This is a genomic window from Chlorogloeopsis sp. ULAP01 (assembly GCF_030381805.1).
Taxonomy (GTDB): domain Bacteria; phylum Cyanobacteriota; class Cyanobacteriia; order Cyanobacteriales; family Nostocaceae; genus Chlorogloeopsis.
On sequence record NZ_JAUDRH010000001.1, the window covers coordinates 507063 to 523744 of the forward strand.

The following is a 16682-nucleotide window of genomic DNA, read 5'->3' on the forward strand; positions in this document are numbered from 1 at the left end:
ATTCTTGATATTTGAAATTGTGGATAATAGTAATATTACGAGTATTTAAATCTTAAAATTAAGATAAAAAGCTTAAACAATTTATCAAACTTTTATTAATACAGCAATAAAACTATAACTAAATATTAAGCTCCTTGGCTAAGGTATAAACAACAACTTGTTTCTTGCATATATGCAAAATAAATTTCTTTGGAGTCTTACCTTACCTTTATTAGCTATAAACTCTATATCTGTTCCACAAGTATTAGCAGCTCCTGTTAATTCGGATTCGCTTTGCTATATTCAGCTTGACTCAATTAAGAAACTTGATTTGACTTCAATTTGTGGTTTTTCCTCTAGACAAAATACTACTTATTTAGCAGAAGTTCAGCAGCTAATTAAAGGCTTTGAAGGAGACAAGCAACTACTTGAGCTTTTAAATAACAATCATAGCTTACTAATTGATGCAGCAAAAAGCTACTGCAAAGCACGTTTAGAAGGAATGTCTGAACAAGAAATTTATGAAACTAAACATAGGGAAATTATGCAAGGAGTTCAGGATCACTCATTAGCAAAGCAGGATGGTAATGCAAATAGACAATTTGAAACCTCATTAACAGCCATGTCGATGGCATCAAATATAGCATCTAAAGTTTACTGTCCCAGTGTAACGGCTTGGTAAAGACTTCAAATACATAAGTACTGAAACTTTGCGTTAGTGTTATTTGTTTTAATTACTTTTTCAGAGGTTAATTCAATGTTCCATAGTAAAATTGCCCGTCACTTTACCCGATTGACTGCTATTACAATTGTCTCTGTGACAGCTACCGTAGGCACAATGAGCACTACAACAAAGCCTGCTCAAGCTTCTTTAGATGTTGCAGTCAACTTTCTTGATCAGAGATGGGGCGATCTTGTCAGCCACCTTTGGACACCTTGGAATAAGCAAGTGTTTATGACTAATCTGAGTCCACAGGAAACAAAAGCTGTTCAAAACCAATACCGTAGTCGTGCAGATGGAGTTTTGTTTGACAGATGTGTTAACAAGACAGCCAATATGTACTACAAGGGTTGGAAAAACGGTGCGATCAAAACCACTCATCGATGGGTTATTGCTATGAGAGTCGAAAATGGGCAAGCCAATTGCTTTCAGAGAATGCCCAATCAATATGCAGATGCTTTTATCCGTAGACGTGGATGGTAGATGGTTGTCACTTGCATCATAAGACGGGTTCAAAAGACAACATATGAATTAACATTTCAAAGCTTTCCTTCACGGTTTAATTTCTTCTGGGCTACCTAAAGCAACCATGTACGGCAGCGGCAGTCTTTCGAGTACTGCCGTCATTGCTCACCTAAGCAGGCTAACGACATAGTTTAGTGATCGCTTACATCCTCAAGCCAAATAACAACAGGACTCCATTGTCGGTTGCAAGGAGCTTTTTATGGGGCGATATCCCAATTTATAAATTTGATGCTAGCTCCAACAGTGCAAGGAAGTTACTCAGCATTGTCAGCTTCCAAGCGTCATCAATAAAGCTTTTTAAACAAATAAGAGGATTTTTTCTTAATTTATTTTCTTAGCCGCATTCAATTTTAGAAGTAAATCCTTAATGCAGAACCTGATATCTAGCTGACATTAAGGAGGGTTTTACCCTCCTCAAAAATCCATCTAAGCAATAGTTACATCTTTTGATAGATAAACATCTTGGATGGCATTGAATAGCCTGATGCCTTCCTCAAATGGGCGCTGGAACGTCTTACGCCCAGAAATTAATCCTGTACCACCGGCACGTTTGTTAATGACTGCGGTACGAACTGCTTCGGCAAAGTCATTTTTACCAGAAGCACCACCAGAATTAATCAACCCTGCACGCCCACAATAACAATTCAACACTTGGTAACGAGTCAAATCAATGGGGTGATCGGTTGTCAAATCTGAATAAATCCGTTTGTCGGTTTTACCGTAACTCTTGCCAGTTGCTTTGGCTATTGCTTCATAACCATTGTTGTTTTCTGGCAGTTTTTGTTTAATGATGTCGGCTTCTATTGTTACGCCCAAATGATTTGCTTGCCCTGTCAAATCGGCGGCAATATGATAGTCTTGGTCTTGTTTAAAGGCGCTATTACGTAAATAACACCAAAGAATTGTCCCCATCCCCAGTTCATGGGCGCGTTTAAATGCTTGGCTGACTTCTTGAATTTGCCTGGTAGATTGTTCTGAGCCAAAATAAATTGTCGCACCCACTGCCGCAGCACCCAAATTCCAAGCTTGTTCGACAGAGGCGAACATAATTTGGTCAAATTGATTAGGGTAAGTTAGCAATTCGTTGTGGTTAAGTTTGACGATAAAGGGAATTTTGTGCGCATATTTGCGTGAAACTGCACCCAACACTCCCAAAGTTGTCGCCACAGCATTACATCCTGCCCCGATCGCCAACTTGACAATATTTTCTGGATCGAAATAAAGGGGATTGGGTGCAAAAGATGCACCTGCGGAGTGTTCAATACCTTGGTCTACTGGCAAGATGGAAAGATAGCCAGTATTAGCGAGCCTGCCAGTAGAGTAAAGTAGCTGGAGATTGCGTAAAACTTGAGGACTGCGATCGCTATTGAGCCACACTCGATCTACAAAATCCGAGCCTGGTAAATGTAATAAATCTTTAGGAACTTTTGCCTTGTAGGTTAATAGTTCTTCTGCTTCCTGCCCTAGCAAGGACTCAATGGAATCTGGCACTACTAACATTGTAGTCATAGCCTTTCCTTTAGCAATGAAAAAACTGTTGCTACTATCAGCAACACTAAATTTACAAACGCTTCGGTTCGTCGCGTCTCTACTACTATGATGACGCTACTCAAGGATTTGCTCAATCTACTCTCAGGTACAAATCAATACAAGTTATTATTGGTAAACTCGGACTTGATTAAGAAAGTGAATCTGGCAAGAGATGGAAAAAAGATAAATCGTAGTTGCTAAAAATAAAGAGTATACTTACAGCACAATCACCTAGCGCTGCGAGCGCTCTCAATGCAGATCGGCTGATTAATTAACAATTGTATTCTATGTTGCAGTTCGCTTTCCTTCATGCGAGTATCTATATATACAATATGTATCAGCAAAATAAACTAAAATAAGTATTTGACAATTAATAATTTTTATCAAAAAATTTATGTTTAAAAGTTTGACCAATATAGTAGGGAGCAGAAAATAGAGAATAAACTTGAAACTCTCTTGAGATTAGGCTTTTATCATTAATTGATATCCGAAGCTAGCTGGCAACTGCTATAAAATGTAGACTTGTAAATTTTAGGAGATTGCAGTGAATTCCTTCAATGATGCTCAACAAGAGCAACTCAAGGAAGTAGGAGCATATTTACGACAGGTGCGACTAGAAAAAAGCTTGCGTATAGAACAAATCACCGCAAAAACACTGATTCGACAAGTTTTATTAGAAGCTTTGGAAGAAGGGCGATATGAAGATTTGCCCGAACCTGTTTTTGTGCAAGGATTTATCAAGCGCTACGGGGATGCCTTAGGGCTGAATGGCACTGATTTAGCTAAAAATTTTGCAATTAATTTTTTCCTTCTCGACTCTGAGAACGAAAATCTTGATCTCAAGCCAAAATCAAATATAAAAAACATACATATTCCTCTTGCTATCCCTTATGCAATCTTGCTAGCTGTTGCTTCCCTTGTACTATTTTTTAAACTTAGTCCCAGGAATTCAGCCGAATCCATTGCTAGAAACCAAAATCAATCCAGATCCGCTATAGAGAAACCAGGATCTTCATTGCGAACAGAAGCCTCTTCTTCACAAGTATTTCCTGTTGAAGTTACCATTGAACTTCAAGATCATTCATGGTTACGAGTAAAAGCAGATGGCAAAACAGCTTTTGAGGGTACGTTAAATAAGGGCGAAAGAAAAACCTGGACAGCAAACAAACAGTTGACTATTCTTTCAGAAAATGCCGGGGCTGTATTAGTTTCTGCCAACAACAAAGAACGAAAACCTCTTGGAAATTCAGGGCGTGTAAAACAAGTAACATTTACCCCTGAATCGGTCAATAGTCAATAGTAGGAGCGGGTTTATTTTAGATATTTCGTCATCCTAGAGAGATTGTTCTGAAAACCCGCCCGGCAGTCGCACTCGACGCGCTTAACCCCCAAGGGCGCACTGGCTCCGCAACGTGCTGCCTCCCGTACAGTAGTTAGTAATTAGTGGATAGAATGACGAATGACGAATGACTAAATTTTAGGCTTTTGCAGGTGCCATGAAGTCGATTGCTCATAAGCATAAGCTACCTGAAACAACTGATCTTCTCGCAGTGGTTTACCAATCAGCTGTAAACCAATCGGTAGCCCCTTGTCGTCAAAGCCACACGGCACACTTATACCAGGCAAACCCGCAAGATTGACTGGAATAGTCATTAAGTCAACCAAATACATACTCAAGGGATCGGAGGTTTTTTCTCCTGCTTTAAATGCCGTAGTGGGAGCCGTAGGACAAGCTAAGATATCTACGAGTTCAAAAGCTTTCTCAAAGTCTTCTTTAATCAAAGTACGTACTTTTTGTGCTTTGAGATAGTAGGCATCGTAATAACCAGCCGATAGGGCATAGGTTCCAACCATAATCCGACGTTTGACTTCTGCACCAAAACCAGTAGCACGAGTACGGGTGTACATCTCCATCAAGTTATCTGCCTCAGAAGCACGGTAGCCATATTTCACACCATCGTAACGAGCTAGGTTTGCCGATGCTTCTGAAGGAGCGATGATGTAGTAACTAGGTAAGCCGTAGCGGAAGCGGGGACAAGAAATTACATGAATTTCTGCACCCAAATCTTGCAATTGCTCTAACGCTTGTTTTACGGCTTGTTCAACTTGAGAGTCTAAACCTTCACCAAAAGTTTCTTGTATCACACCGATTCTAAGTTGTCCTCTCGGTTTGAGATCTGGTTTTAGGCTGGCGGCATAATTAGGAATTTGAACTTTTAAGCTGGTGGAGTCTTTGGGATCGTATCCGGCGATCGCACTCAATAATATCGCTGCATCTTCTACTGTGCGCCCAAAAGGCCCAATTTGATCCAAAGATGAAGCAAACGCTACCAAACCATAACGAGAAACCAGCCCATAAGTTGGTTTCATGCCCACCACACCACAAAAAGATGCTGGTTGACGAATCGAACCACCAGTATCAGAACCAAGAGACACAAGACACTCTTCTGCTGCTACTGCTGCTGCCGAGCCGCCAGAAGAACCACCTGGAACCCTTGATAAATCCCAAGGATTACCCGTCATGCCAAAGGCAGAAGTTTCTGTAGAACCGCCCATGGCAAACTCATCTAAATTGGTTTTACCCACCATAACTGCATCAGCTTCTAGCAGTTTTTGCGTTACCGTTGATTCATAAGGCGGTACAAAATTTTCTAAGATGCGGGAAGCGCAGGTGGTAGGAATTCCTTTTGTACATATATTGTCTTTAATACCAATCGGAATTCCTGCAAGGGCGCCAATTTCTTCCCCGGCGGCGATTTTGGCATCCACAGCACGCGCTTGTTCTAATGCCCTTTGGGCAGTCACGCACAAAAAACTGTGTAATTGCGGCTCTAGGGCTTGAATACGCTCTAAAGCTTCTTGAGTAATTTCCACCGCAGAACGTTCTTTGTTTACTAGCTGTTTGTGCAACTCGCGAATGGATGCCATGATTGCTTCCTTATATGACTCAAGTCCTTGATTTTAGTACAGTTTGATAGTTTCTGCTCAATTGGTTTTAGCCGCACCTACGGTTTTGTGTGAAGGCGGCTTATACCAATGCGTGGATTTTGGATTAAAACCATTGAGCAATTAGGCTATGCCAGAATTTTGAAACCAAACTCCCGTGTGCCAATTTGGTATTACACTCTTGGTAATAGAAGTCTCGTAAATTAATATTAATTTTACAAAGCCCTTAGCTTACCCTACGGCATTCAACACCTATTTGTGCCTTTGTTTGAACAATTAAAATAAAGCTGATTTACGAGCTGTTTATAAATTTTATCGGATGGAAACATGGTTAAAATAATCGCTAAAAAATCACTTGGTACGCAGAATGTATATGACATTGGAGTAGAACGCGACCATAATTTCATCATTAAAAATGGTTTGGTAGCTTCCAATTGCTTTAACAAATCACATTCTACAGCTTACGGTTATGTAACATACCAAACCGCGTATTTAAAAGCCAATTATCCGTTAGAGTACATGGCGGCGCTGTTGACAGCTAACTGTGATGACACAGACAAAGTACAGAAATACATTGCCACTTGTACGAATATGGGAATTCAAATTGACCCGCCAGATATTAACCGTTCTGGTGTCGATTTTACTCCATTGGGTGGCAAGATTGTGTTTGGGTTGTCGGCTGTGCGCAATGTTGGGCAAAATGCGATCGCCTCAATTTTAGAAGCAAGAGAAACTACAGGCGAGTTTAAATCCTTGGCTGATTTTTGCGATCGCATCGATTTAGGTACTGTGAACCGCCGCACTTTACAATCATTGATTTATTGTGGAGCCTTTGACAAACTTGATTCTAACCGCAATCAGTTAATTCACGATTTAGATTTAGTCTATGATTGGGCTCAATCTCGTGCCAGAGATAGAGCAACTGGGCAAGGAAACCTTTTTGATTTATTAGGTGGTGGATTTTCTAGTAAGAATAATACACCCCAAAATAGCTTTGATAGCGCGCCCAAAGCTAAATCTGTGCCTGATTTTCCTCCCCAAGAAAAGTTACGGATGGAAAAAGAACTTTTGGGATTTTATGTATCAGATCATCCACTTAAATCTATACGTAAATCTGCAAAAATTTTAGCTCCAATTAACCTTTCCCAACTAGGTGAACAACAGGAAGATACAACATTATGTGCAGTTGTGATTCTCAATAATGTGAAAAAAGTAATCACAAAAAAAGGCGATCCAATGGCCATTTTGCAAATAGAAGATTTAACTGCACAATCAGAAGCCGTAGTCTTTCCAAAAAATTATGAACGTGTTAATTTGCTCTTGCAAGTTGATGCGAGATTAATCATTTGGGGTAAAGTAGACCGACGTGATGAACAAACTCAATTTATTGTTGAAGATGCAGAGCCAGTCGAAACAGTACAAATGGTGATGGTAGAATTCAATCCTCAACAAGCAGCCACAATTGAAGAACAACATCGCCTGCGAACTATTTTGCAAGAACAATCAGGAGAAAAAGAAAAAGCAAAAGTACCTGTAATTGGGGTTATACAAGCTGGAAACTCGCGTCGCCTTGTTCGTTTTGGACGGCAATTTTGGGTGCAAAATTCTATCAGCACCGTTCAGGCTTTGCAAAATGCCCAATTTATGGCTCGTGTACAACCACTTGTAAATGACTGAATTCAAAGCATAAATTAACACTTTATTTGTTAGCAAAATCTCCAATTCAACTTTTTAAATATGTATGTTTACCCTTAAAATATACTATTTAATCTGCTTTTTAACATTTTCTTTATTATTTAACCTCAGTAATAGCTACTAAGTCTTTTTAGAGTAACTAGTTTTTTTGGTTACTTATGCGGTGGGAGTCTTCATGGAGAAAATGTTATTTTTTTATGCCATGAGGATAAATGCAGTAACCAGGGCAAGGGGCAAATACTTAATGACTGCAGATGCGCTAGGTCAATTTGTGGCATACTGCAAAAAAATTCAACCTCAAACTCAACAAGACATTAAAAAGTTTTTTGAGGGGGTTGTTGGGTTTCCTTATGACAAGGAACTTTTATTGCAAGCATATTTATTTTTAAATATCACAAATTTATTTCCGACCTGCGCCGAATTGCTGTTATTTGAAAAGTCTCCAATTGCTGATTATACAGATTTGGGAAAGTGTGATTTTGTTTATCTCACATCCTACCAAAAATTGTTTTTAATAGAAACTAAATTTATTGATACTGAAGCAACAGGAGCAACAGAAAGAAAAAGAAGAAATAAACACAGAAATAAAGTTTTTGAACAGGTAATAACTTTAAAAAGTCGATTTAGCGAGTTTTGGGATATCCAATTGGAGGAATTAGAGTGCGGAGTTTTTACAACAGATCCAGAAATTGATTGGCGAGGAAATGGTGTAAATGTTGTGACGAAATCAGTATCTATTGAAAAACTAGAAAAATGGCGACAAAATTACATGAAAAATTTGGATAAGCCCACAGGCTAAAGCTTAGGGCTATACAAACAAAGCCTGCCTCCACAGGCTTTGTTCAGGTAGCCACACCCTTAAGGGTGTCGGTTTTCTTAAACATTACTAATCAACAAAAATGCTGCTTGAAATAACCCCACGATAAAACCTAAAATACCACCTAAAGTCACAATTGCTTGCAATTCATTTTTAACAATTCCCTCAATAGCAGCTTCTAAATCTGCTGGTGAAGTTGACTTGACTCTATCCATAATTACCTGATCAATGGACAAAATTGGAATTGCGTGAGTCACGATCGCTTCTAAATCTTTTTCTAAATAACGCTCTAAGATTAAAGCCAATTCTTGACTTGCAACTTCTAAAGAAGTGTTCACAACAGGTGAGGTACTAAGGCGGTTAACTAGTAAGACAGCTATATTATGCCAGTCAACCGAATCACTTAATCCTTGTAGGAAATCACCACCGCGTGTTTGTAGATATTGACGAACACTTTCGCGTGTAGTTTTTCGTAGTTGCCTCACGGTACCTATAGGCAAATTTTGTAAAGTCAAATTTTGCAAGACATTTTTGAGGTGATCGCGTACTCGCAAATCTTGAATCCATTCCTTTAATAGCTGATTCGTAGCTTCTTTCTCATCCAAACAATAAGTCCGCAGCCGCGATAATGTATTGCGTAAACCAAACAGATTTGCTACTACCCAATAGGTACCACTGGTTTTTTCTCGAAAGCTTTCATCAATAGTCTGAATCGTGCGATCGCTTAAAAAATCAATAATTGCTAACCGAATTGTCTCTGGTGGTAAAACAACTTGCAAAAGCCAATCAGCAAGGCGAGAAGCTTGCTCATCAGTCAGTTGAAATTCCAAAAGTATTTGGTCAAAAATTTGATTGATTTGAGCTTCTAAAAAGTCTTCCCGTCGTGCCAGCACCTTCAGCAAACGTGGTAATGATTCCCCTAACAAATCCCGCAAAATACCCGCCACAATCTTGGCTGTTTTCTGCTCTTTATCGGATTTGACTTGATCAATTGCCATTCTCAGCAACCAGAGAATTGCTGATTCCACGCGTTCTGTTTGTAACAATCGCCGCGCCAGATTCTGTAACTCCTCTGGCGTGAGCAGCGATCCCATAATCGTTTTGGAGATATTCTTAGCCAAACGTTCCTGGTTGCGAGGAATCAATCCAGGAGTGAAGGGTAATCTTCGTCCGCCAATGTAAATTGCTCTATAAGGACGAAATAACATTTTGATGGCTATATCATTAGTGAAATAGCCAATTACTCCACCTAAGATTGGTGGAGATACATACAGCCAAAGATGAGACCAATCCAAATTCATTCAGTCATTAGTCATTAGTCAAGAGTCATTAGTCATTAGGTAAGAACTAATAACTAATAACTATTAGGCTTTATTTACCACCAGCACTCCCATCATACCGTTCGCAATGGGGTAATGTGTGGCAGTTGTAAAACCAACTTTTAGAGCTATTTCTACTTGATTTTTGCCTGTAGGAAACCGATCTAAGCTAGGACTGATATAGGCGTATTCTTCCTTTAAACCCATTTGTTCGGCAATCGGCACTACAAGATTGCCCAAATACCACTGCTGAAAAGCTCTAGCTGTCGAATCTGTGGGACGATGAAAGTCTAAAATTGCAGCTTTCGCACCTATTTTCAGAACCCGGTGTAATTCTTTTAAACAGCGAGGAATATCTGTTACATTTCGTAAACCATAACCCATCGTCGCAGCATCAAATTGATTATTCTCAAAGGGTAAATCCAGAACATCGGCTTCTACCCAAGCGATCGCAAAAGAGGGATACTGAGATTGAGAGCGCATCTGAGCAATTTCTAACAGCCCAGGTGAAAAATCCACGCCGTATACTTTTCCAGTTGCTTTTACACGCCGAGCCAGCCGAAAAGCTAGATCGCCACTGCCGCAACACAAATCCAAGCAAGTATCTCCTACTTTTGCTTCGCTCCATTTGACCGTCATTTCTTTCCAAATCCGGTGTTGTCCTAAGCTTAACCAATCGTTCAATTGGTCGTAAACAGGAGCGATACGATCAAAGATGTTGCGAATTTCGTTAGCCATTAGTCATTAATTAGTAGTCAATAGTCAATAGTCAAGGGTTAAGGTTCAAGAGTCAACTACTTTAGACTATAGACTATAGCTCACAGGCTTAAGCCTGGAGCTATACATACAAAGCCTGCCTCCGCAGGCTTTATTTTATAGAACTGTATTGGGTTATGCAGCGTGAACTGTTTGATGATAATGAACTGAACTAAGTATGATCGCCACTAGTTGTGCTGATAGATGAATTAGTTTGAGTTCATCTTCTCGTAAAGTGCAGGGTTTTTTCCATTGTAGGGACAATACTGCTAACACCTTACCTGCGGAGGTAATTGGGATAATTAGATGCGCTTCTACACCAGTATTGGAGTAGTGAGTAACACCAGCCAATTTATCGTCTTGAGGAACGTTGACTGAGACTTGCATTTGCCCAGTAGCGATCGCTGCACTGGTGAGAGGATCGTGAGCTAGCCAGTTTTCTACAGAACCCGTACAACTGTAATTACCTTCAGTGGCAACTAGATTACTACCCTCCACAAGTTGCAAAATCGCTCCATCGGCAGCGAAACTTTCACCAAAAGCCTTGGCAATTGAGTTTAAAGTCACCTCTAAACTAGAATTATCCTCAGCAACCTGCACTAAAATTGCAAGTAACGCCATATGGGCATTAGCACGACGCAATTCTTCCGTTCGCTGGTTGAGCAAATCATAAGTTTCAGCCGCTCTTTGGACAACAGCCTTCAGTTCGCCTGGATCCCACGGTTTGGTAATGTACTTATAGACTTGTCCAGCATTAATCGCTTCAACTAAGTCTTCAATATCTGTAAAACCAGTGAGAATAATTCTGACTGTGTTGGGAAACTGAGGTACAGTTTTGCTTAAAAACTCAGTTCCCTTCATTTCTGGCATTCGTTGATCGGAGATAATAACTGCTACTTCCCCTTCTGCTGCTAATACTTGCAGAGCATTCATCCCACTATCTGCTTTGAGAACATGAAAATCTCGTCGGAAAGTACGATACAGCAGATCCAAATTATCTGGTTCATCATCAACTACCAATATTTTTTGTTTTTTTGGTCTATCCAGAGTCATCAATTGAAGGCGTACTTTATCTAATTCGGAAATGGGATGATCCATAAGATAATTTCTGTATGCAATAAGAAATTAGTTCCAATTTATACTAAAATATCTCAGGTTTGTCTAATCGGTATGTGGCTGAAAACCATTTTTATAATGTCTATATATTAAAGTTAAAATCAGAAAATCTGACGATTATAACTTTTTTGTTCTACGTGTAATTACTTAGATTTAAAACAAAAAATAACTTTTTATTTTTGGTTAATGATAAGTACCTACGCATAAATATTTAGCCATTTTTCAATACAGGTAAAATTGCTGTATTCCTTTCCTATTCCCTTTTAAGCGATCGCAGTATATGCTTTGCGCTCTATCCCAACTAGGCGATCGCATCTTAAGTTCTCTTGAAAACTCAATATATTTTTCACTTTTCGTTCATAAACAGTGGTTGCTTAAGTCTGTACAAGTATCTACAATGGACTACCTGTGTTTCCAAATGTAGGAAATTTACAAATTTTCCGAAACTACTCAATCCACCGTTGTAGCAATAACTAGATAAGCAACTTATAAACTTATAACTAATCTCTATAAATAAAGCGCGGGGATATACCCTGCTCAAGCCCAGTCACAAGACTGGGTTTTTGAGTTTAAGTGAAGGCATCGCACTGTGATAACCTTCTCAACGTCATTCCTTCACATCAAAAAGCGAAGTTTCCAAGTGCATCAATACCAACGGTTCTTGAGGCGATAACACCAACAAGTACGACTAAACCTAATGCTCTGCGAAAATAATTGACGCCTTGAAATAATTCCAGCCATGCCCAAGTAAACAAAGAGCCATATGCTAGTACGTCTAATACTGTATTAATTTCGCTTGTTGTAAATACCAGCTTAAGTAAACTAGCTGTGAACCAAACAATAATTGGTAGATTTGGCATCTGAGCTACAACAATGTTGCCATCACTGTCACGGAAGATTTTATCAAATAATGTATTTTTCATGACTTGAAATTCCAATAAGTACGAAAATTATTAGCTTACAAAAACTACAACTCGCATTAAAACATTCACATTTTTCTCTAATCAAGCACCATTATGCTGAGATTAAAGCGGCAAAGCGTGTTTATATATAACTCTTTTGGTAGGCATATTTAAAAAAACTCTGGATGCGTAGACGCGCAAGCTTCTCGAAATGAGATCGCACTGGAGTATTGAGCATAGTTGCACAGAGTAATTATATTTAACTTTCCCTCAGAACATAGGCTGAGAATCAATATCTAACGTGTGTCAGTGTTAAACACTCACGTTCATACTAAGTTCTAACTTCACCAAAAGACGACGGGGAAGCCTGTTCCTTTAAGGGGCGCTCAGAATCGTCGTCCGTCGTCTTGGGGCAAGGGGCATTCATGCATTGGCCAATGCCCAATTCCCAATTCCCGATGCCCGCGAAATCCCCCAGACTTCAGTCGGGGGATGAGCTTAACTCTTCCCATTTTCTTTAAAATCTATGAGTGTCAGTGCAGCACCAGACCTAAAATAGATACTTGGTGCTCAAGTATGAATAGCCTTTTTTGGAAATTTGCTAATCGCTTATGACTGACCTACCACCCAACGCTCATAATCCTGTAGAAAATGACAATGTCGCCCAAGAGTTGCTGCGAAAATTACGACAAAAACAAGGCAACTGGGTGGAATGGGGACAAGCTTGCGTTCACTTACAAAAAGCCGGTTATAATCCCCAAACGATTTTTGAAGCTACAGGCTTTGAGCCATCCCAACAAAATCAGGTTATTGTCGGTTCGCAAGTTTACAATTCTTTAGAAAAGGAAGGAACATCACAAGAGGTGCTCTCGCATTATTCCCAGCGAGGAAGTGATATTTTGTACGAGTTGCGCTTGCTTAACCAACAAGAACGTGCAGCAGCAGCCACACTCACCTGGCAAAACAAACTTGACGCGCTTGAGGCGCGAGAAGTAGCAAAGGCAATTAAAGATTTCTCTCGTTTCCGTGAGTTGCCACAAGGTTTTTCCAGTCATCCCGGTGATGCGGTTGCTTATCAATGCTGGAAACTTGCTCGACAAAACTCAGATCTGCAAGTGCGATCGCGTCTGATTGCCAAGGGTTTAAAATTTGCACACACGCAAACTGCTAGGCAGCAAATAGAACAACTATTAACAGATTTTACGGTTGTTCCTAAGAAACCTGCACCAAGTTTACCAATGTATAGACCGGAATCAGAGGAAGAAATGCCTCGCCTTGTACCAGTGGTAGGTGAGTTGCCATTAACACCACAAGATTTACAAGCGGTTCCTTTAGCAGAAGAAATTGGGCCATTTCGCATGGTTAAATTTGCTGGAGAACAAGCCTGGGTTCCTTTACCTGGTTGGCAGCTGGTATTGGGTGCAGAAGATCCGGTAGTGATTTTGTGTAATAGCGATCGCCTACCAAACCAAACACAAAATACTGTAGAACCAGTAATGGTAGTTATTGATCGCGCTCAACGGCGATGGGATGCAATTAGCTACTTTGTGGTGAATAATTCTGGGGATTTAGATTTTCAGTGGTTTGAAACAGAACCAGAAGTTCCTTTATTAGGACGAATTATCGTGATTGTACGACCGAAGAGAATTGTAGATGAGGAAGTAACTAAGGATGCTTGGCAAATTGATGAATAGTTAAAGCTCAAGATACTTAGTGATAAACTTTATTCTCTTATTCACATTCTCCCTGGGTTAGTTCAAGAATTTCATCAAAGCAAAAATTACGTACAAGCTTTGTGAGTTTGTCTGCCAGGGCAGAATGAGTTTTGGGAATTAACTCAATCAGTTGAACAATCTTATCAGCGTCAACTTCTAAGGCTGCTTGGCACATTTGTTCTCTCCAAGAGGAGGGCATCACTATCAAATCTTCTGACTTGAGCTTGTTTTCTAATGTTAAGTTACTGTTATATTCCTGTGTTTTTTTGCTCTCCTGCTGTTGGGTATAAATATACTTAACCCCTAAATGTTTAGCTATTTTCTCAAAGATAATCTGCTCTTGGAAAGGTTTGCGAACAAAATCATCACAACCTACAGCTAGGATGTTGGCTCGCTGTTCTTCAAAGGCACTGGCAGTCAGAGCGATGATGATCGTGCGGGAAGAAGACACGGCGGGTAAGTTATCCCCATCTTGTTGATTCCTCTCCATTGCCTTAATCTGCTTGGTAGATTGATAGCCATCCATCAAGGGCATTCGCATATCCATCCAAATCAGATGGGGATGCCACTGCTGCCAAATGGTGACAGCTTCTTGTCCATCAATTGCACTGCAAGTATCAAAACCAACGCTTTGCAACAGTTGCACTAGCAGTTCCCGATTTTCTTGATGGTCATCAACTACAAGAATTCGGTATGCTGGTTGATTAAAAGCAAGCTGGAGAACTCGTCTTGGAGTTGTTTGAGGGACTTGTTCTGGTAATTTAGCTATTTGGACTTGTACATCAAAACTAAAAATCGTTCCCTGCCCAAAAGTACTGCTGCAACGGAGTTCGCCTCCCATCAACTGTACAAACTGGCGGCTAATAGCCAGCCCCAGCCCAGTACCTTCCTTGATTTGGACACCACTGCTGGTTTGCACAAACGGTTTAAATAAATCTTTCATTTCTTCTGGTGCAATCCCACATCCAGTGTCTTCAACCTCGAAAAAGAGGAAAGGGAAAGGGGGAGAGGGGGGGAGTGGGGGAGAATTATTCCCCGTGTCCTCTTCAAGTGTCCCTAGTCCCCAGTACCCAGTACCTAACTTTGCTCGCAGCGTCACTCCCCCAGCAGAAGTGAATTTAACAGCATTACTCAAGAGGTTGATTATAATTTGCCGTAATTTACCTTCATCAGTAACGATAAACTCAGGTAAGTCAGGTGCAAGCTCAAACTGCAGCGATAACTGTTTTGCTTCAGTTCGCACCAAAAACATTTCCTGCAAAGTTTGTAAAAAAGTTCTTAAATTGAAAGGTACGGGCTTAAGAGCAACACGTCCTGCCTCAATTTTAGACATCTCCAAAACGTCGTTAATTAAACCCAGCAGGTGTTTGCCACTACGGTTAATGGTAGCTAAAAATTCAGATTGCTTTGGAGTGAGAACAGGATCTCGCTCCATAAGTTGAGCAAAGCCAAGAATGGCATTCAATGGTGTGCGTAATTCGTGGCTCATATTTGCTAAAAATTCGCTTTTAGAACGATTAGCAGCTTCGGCTTCCTGAGCTTTCATTTCTAGTTTGTGGCTGTAATTCTCTAACTGCTCGCGCGAGATTTTCAACTGCTGTGTCAGCCAATTTACACCAATAAATAGAAATACTACTGATATCAATCCTACTGCCACAATTGTCCCTGCTAGTTGGCGAGCCGGAGAAAAAGCTTCTTCTTGATGCATTTCCACTAATAAGGCAAGGTCTTGGTCATTAAGCCAGCGATATACTCCAATCACTGGCACTTTCGCATAGTTAAAATAAAGACCGTAACCACTTACTCCACTCATTGCTGCATTAATGCCTTGGCTGCTAACTCCTTCGGCAAATTCTCGCCTGTTGTCATTCTCTTTGGAAATAAAAGTATTTCTCGTCACCATCGAGCCAACTAAGTAAGTTTCGCCACTTTTACCTAAGCCTGTACGTTCTCGGACAATGCGATCGATTCGGTCTAAATTTAGGTGAGCTAGAATTATACCCTTGTGTTCTCCTGTTACATCGCGCAAAGGCGTTGCCAAGGTGACTGATGGCTTGCCAGTGATAGGCGAAACATAAAAAATGGGAGCAAAGGCATCTCCCAGCTCAATCTTTTCAACGTAAGTAACGTTACCTAAAGGTTCATACTGACCTTCGTGTATTTTGTTAATAGATAAAATTACTCGATTACTACGATTAAGAACAAAAATCTCCCTCAGGTTGGGTTTGAGGCGATTTACCCTAACTAAGTACTGAGAGAGAACCCTGTAAGCAACTTGATAATCTGTATCAGATTTTGTTTGACTCAGGAGTTTGCTCACATTCGATTGTACGTCTGGTAACTGAGTCACAAGTAAAAAATCTCGCTGTTGATCTTCAAACCAACGGGTGATTTCTTCCTCTTTGAGCGTTGCAGTCACACTCAGTCGATTGAAAGCAGCTTGTTTTAAAGCCTCTCTTGCTTTAAAGAAGGCAACTCCTCCCACTACAGCAACACTCACTAGGGATAGGAGTAAGAAGGAACGAGTAACATTATTGGTAAAGTATTGGTTCCAAAACTTCATAAACTATGAGCGCTTTGTTCCCACTGAAGATTTATCGCTTTTTTTATCTTTACGCAGGCTGTTGATTTTTTGACACAAGAAAAGATAATTTTCTAGAT

At 40.1% G+C, this 16682-nt stretch carries 14 protein-coding genes; 6 read left to right on the top strand and 8 right to left on the bottom strand.

Going from position 1 to position 16682, the window contains the following annotated elements; genetic code table 11:
• Positions 1–172 precede the first annotated feature (172 nt).
• Positions 173–661, top strand: coding sequence for a hypothetical protein (locus QUB80_RS02220; RefSeq protein ID WP_289787852.1), 489 nt, complete (start codon positions 173–175; stop codon positions 659–661).
• A gap of 75 nt (positions 662–736) precedes the next feature.
• Positions 737–1183, top strand: coding sequence for a hypothetical protein (locus QUB80_RS02225; RefSeq protein WP_289787853.1), 447 nt, complete (start codon positions 737–739; stop codon positions 1181–1183).
• A gap of 468 nt (positions 1184–1651) precedes the next feature.
• Here the strand turns inward: QUB80_RS02225 and QUB80_RS02230 are convergent, their stop codons facing one another.
• Complete coding sequence (locus QUB80_RS02230) at positions 1652–2734, bottom strand: class I fructose-bisphosphate aldolase (RefSeq protein WP_289787854.1); 1083 nt, start codon at positions 2732–2734, stop codon at positions 1652–1654.
• Between the two features lie 565 nt (positions 2735–3299).
• Here QUB80_RS02230 and QUB80_RS02235 point away from each other — a divergent pair.
• Entirely contained in the window at positions 3300–4055 is a 756-nt protein-coding gene (locus QUB80_RS02235) for a helix-turn-helix domain-containing protein (RefSeq protein WP_289787855.1), read from the top strand.
• 170 nt (positions 4056–4225) lie between these two features.
• Here QUB80_RS02235 and gatA read toward each other — a convergent pair whose 3' ends face one another.
• On the bottom strand, positions 4226–5683 hold the full coding sequence (gene gatA / locus QUB80_RS02240) for an Asp-tRNA(Asn)/Glu-tRNA(Gln) amidotransferase subunit GatA (RefSeq protein WP_289787856.1): 1458 nt from the start codon (positions 5681–5683) through the stop codon (positions 4226–4228).
• A gap of 345 nt (positions 5684–6028) precedes the next feature.
• Here gatA and QUB80_RS02245 point away from each other — a divergent pair, with 345 nt between their 5' ends.
• On the top strand, positions 6029–7378 hold the full coding sequence (locus tag QUB80_RS02245) for a helix-hairpin-helix domain-containing protein (protein ID WP_289787857.1): 1350 nt from the start codon (positions 6029–6031) through the stop codon (positions 7376–7378).
• A 262-nt stretch (positions 7379–7640) separates the two neighbouring features.
• The gene (locus tag QUB80_RS02250; RefSeq protein WP_289788123.1) at positions 7641–8195 is read left to right on the top strand and encodes a hypothetical protein; all 555 of its coding nucleotides are present in this window, start codon (positions 7641–7643) and stop codon (positions 8193–8195) included.
• Positions 8196–8272: 77 nt separating this feature from the next.
• On the opposite strand, the gene QUB80_RS02255 is transcribed toward QUB80_RS02250, so the two are convergent.
• From QUB80_RS02255 to QUB80_RS02275, 5 genes are all read right to left on the bottom strand, one after another.
• A complete protein-coding gene (locus QUB80_RS02255; protein ID WP_289787858.1) occupies positions 8273–9514 on the bottom strand; it encodes a DUF445 domain-containing protein in 1242 nt (413 codons plus the stop codon).
• 63 nt (positions 9515–9577) lie between these two features.
• A complete protein-coding gene (gene ubiE / locus QUB80_RS02260) occupies positions 9578–10270 on the bottom strand; it encodes a bifunctional demethylmenaquinone methyltransferase/2-methoxy-6-polyprenyl-1,4-benzoquinol methylase UbiE (protein ID WP_289787859.1) in 693 nt (230 codons plus the stop codon).
• 153 nt (positions 10271–10423) lie between these two features.
• Entirely contained in the window at positions 10424–11386 is a 963-nt protein-coding gene (locus QUB80_RS02265; RefSeq protein WP_289787860.1) for a response regulator, read from the bottom strand.
• 638 nt (positions 11387–12024) lie between these two features.
• Positions 12025–12327, bottom strand: a complete 303-nt coding sequence (locus QUB80_RS02270) for a hypothetical protein (RefSeq protein ID WP_289787861.1) — start codon at positions 12325–12327, stop codon at positions 12025–12027.
• Between the two features lie 365 nt (positions 12328–12692).
• Positions 12693–12818: a hypothetical protein gene (locus tag QUB80_RS02275; RefSeq protein WP_289787862.1), complete on the bottom strand. Its 126-nt coding sequence runs from the start codon at positions 12816–12818 to the stop codon at positions 12693–12695.
• Between the two features lie 99 nt (positions 12819–12917).
• On the opposite strand from QUB80_RS02275, the gene QUB80_RS02280 reads away from it, so the two are divergent.
• Complete coding sequence (locus QUB80_RS02280; protein ID WP_289787863.1) at positions 12918–14000, top strand: RuBisCO accumulation factor 1; 1083 nt, start codon at positions 12918–12920, stop codon at positions 13998–14000.
• A gap of 37 nt (positions 14001–14037) precedes the next feature.
• Here the strand turns inward: QUB80_RS02280 and QUB80_RS02285 are convergent, their stop codons facing one another.
• Positions 14038–16584, bottom strand: a complete 2547-nt coding sequence (locus tag QUB80_RS02285) for a hybrid sensor histidine kinase/response regulator (protein WP_289787864.1) — start codon at positions 16582–16584, stop codon at positions 14038–14040.
• Positions 16585–16682: the final 98 nt, after the last annotated feature.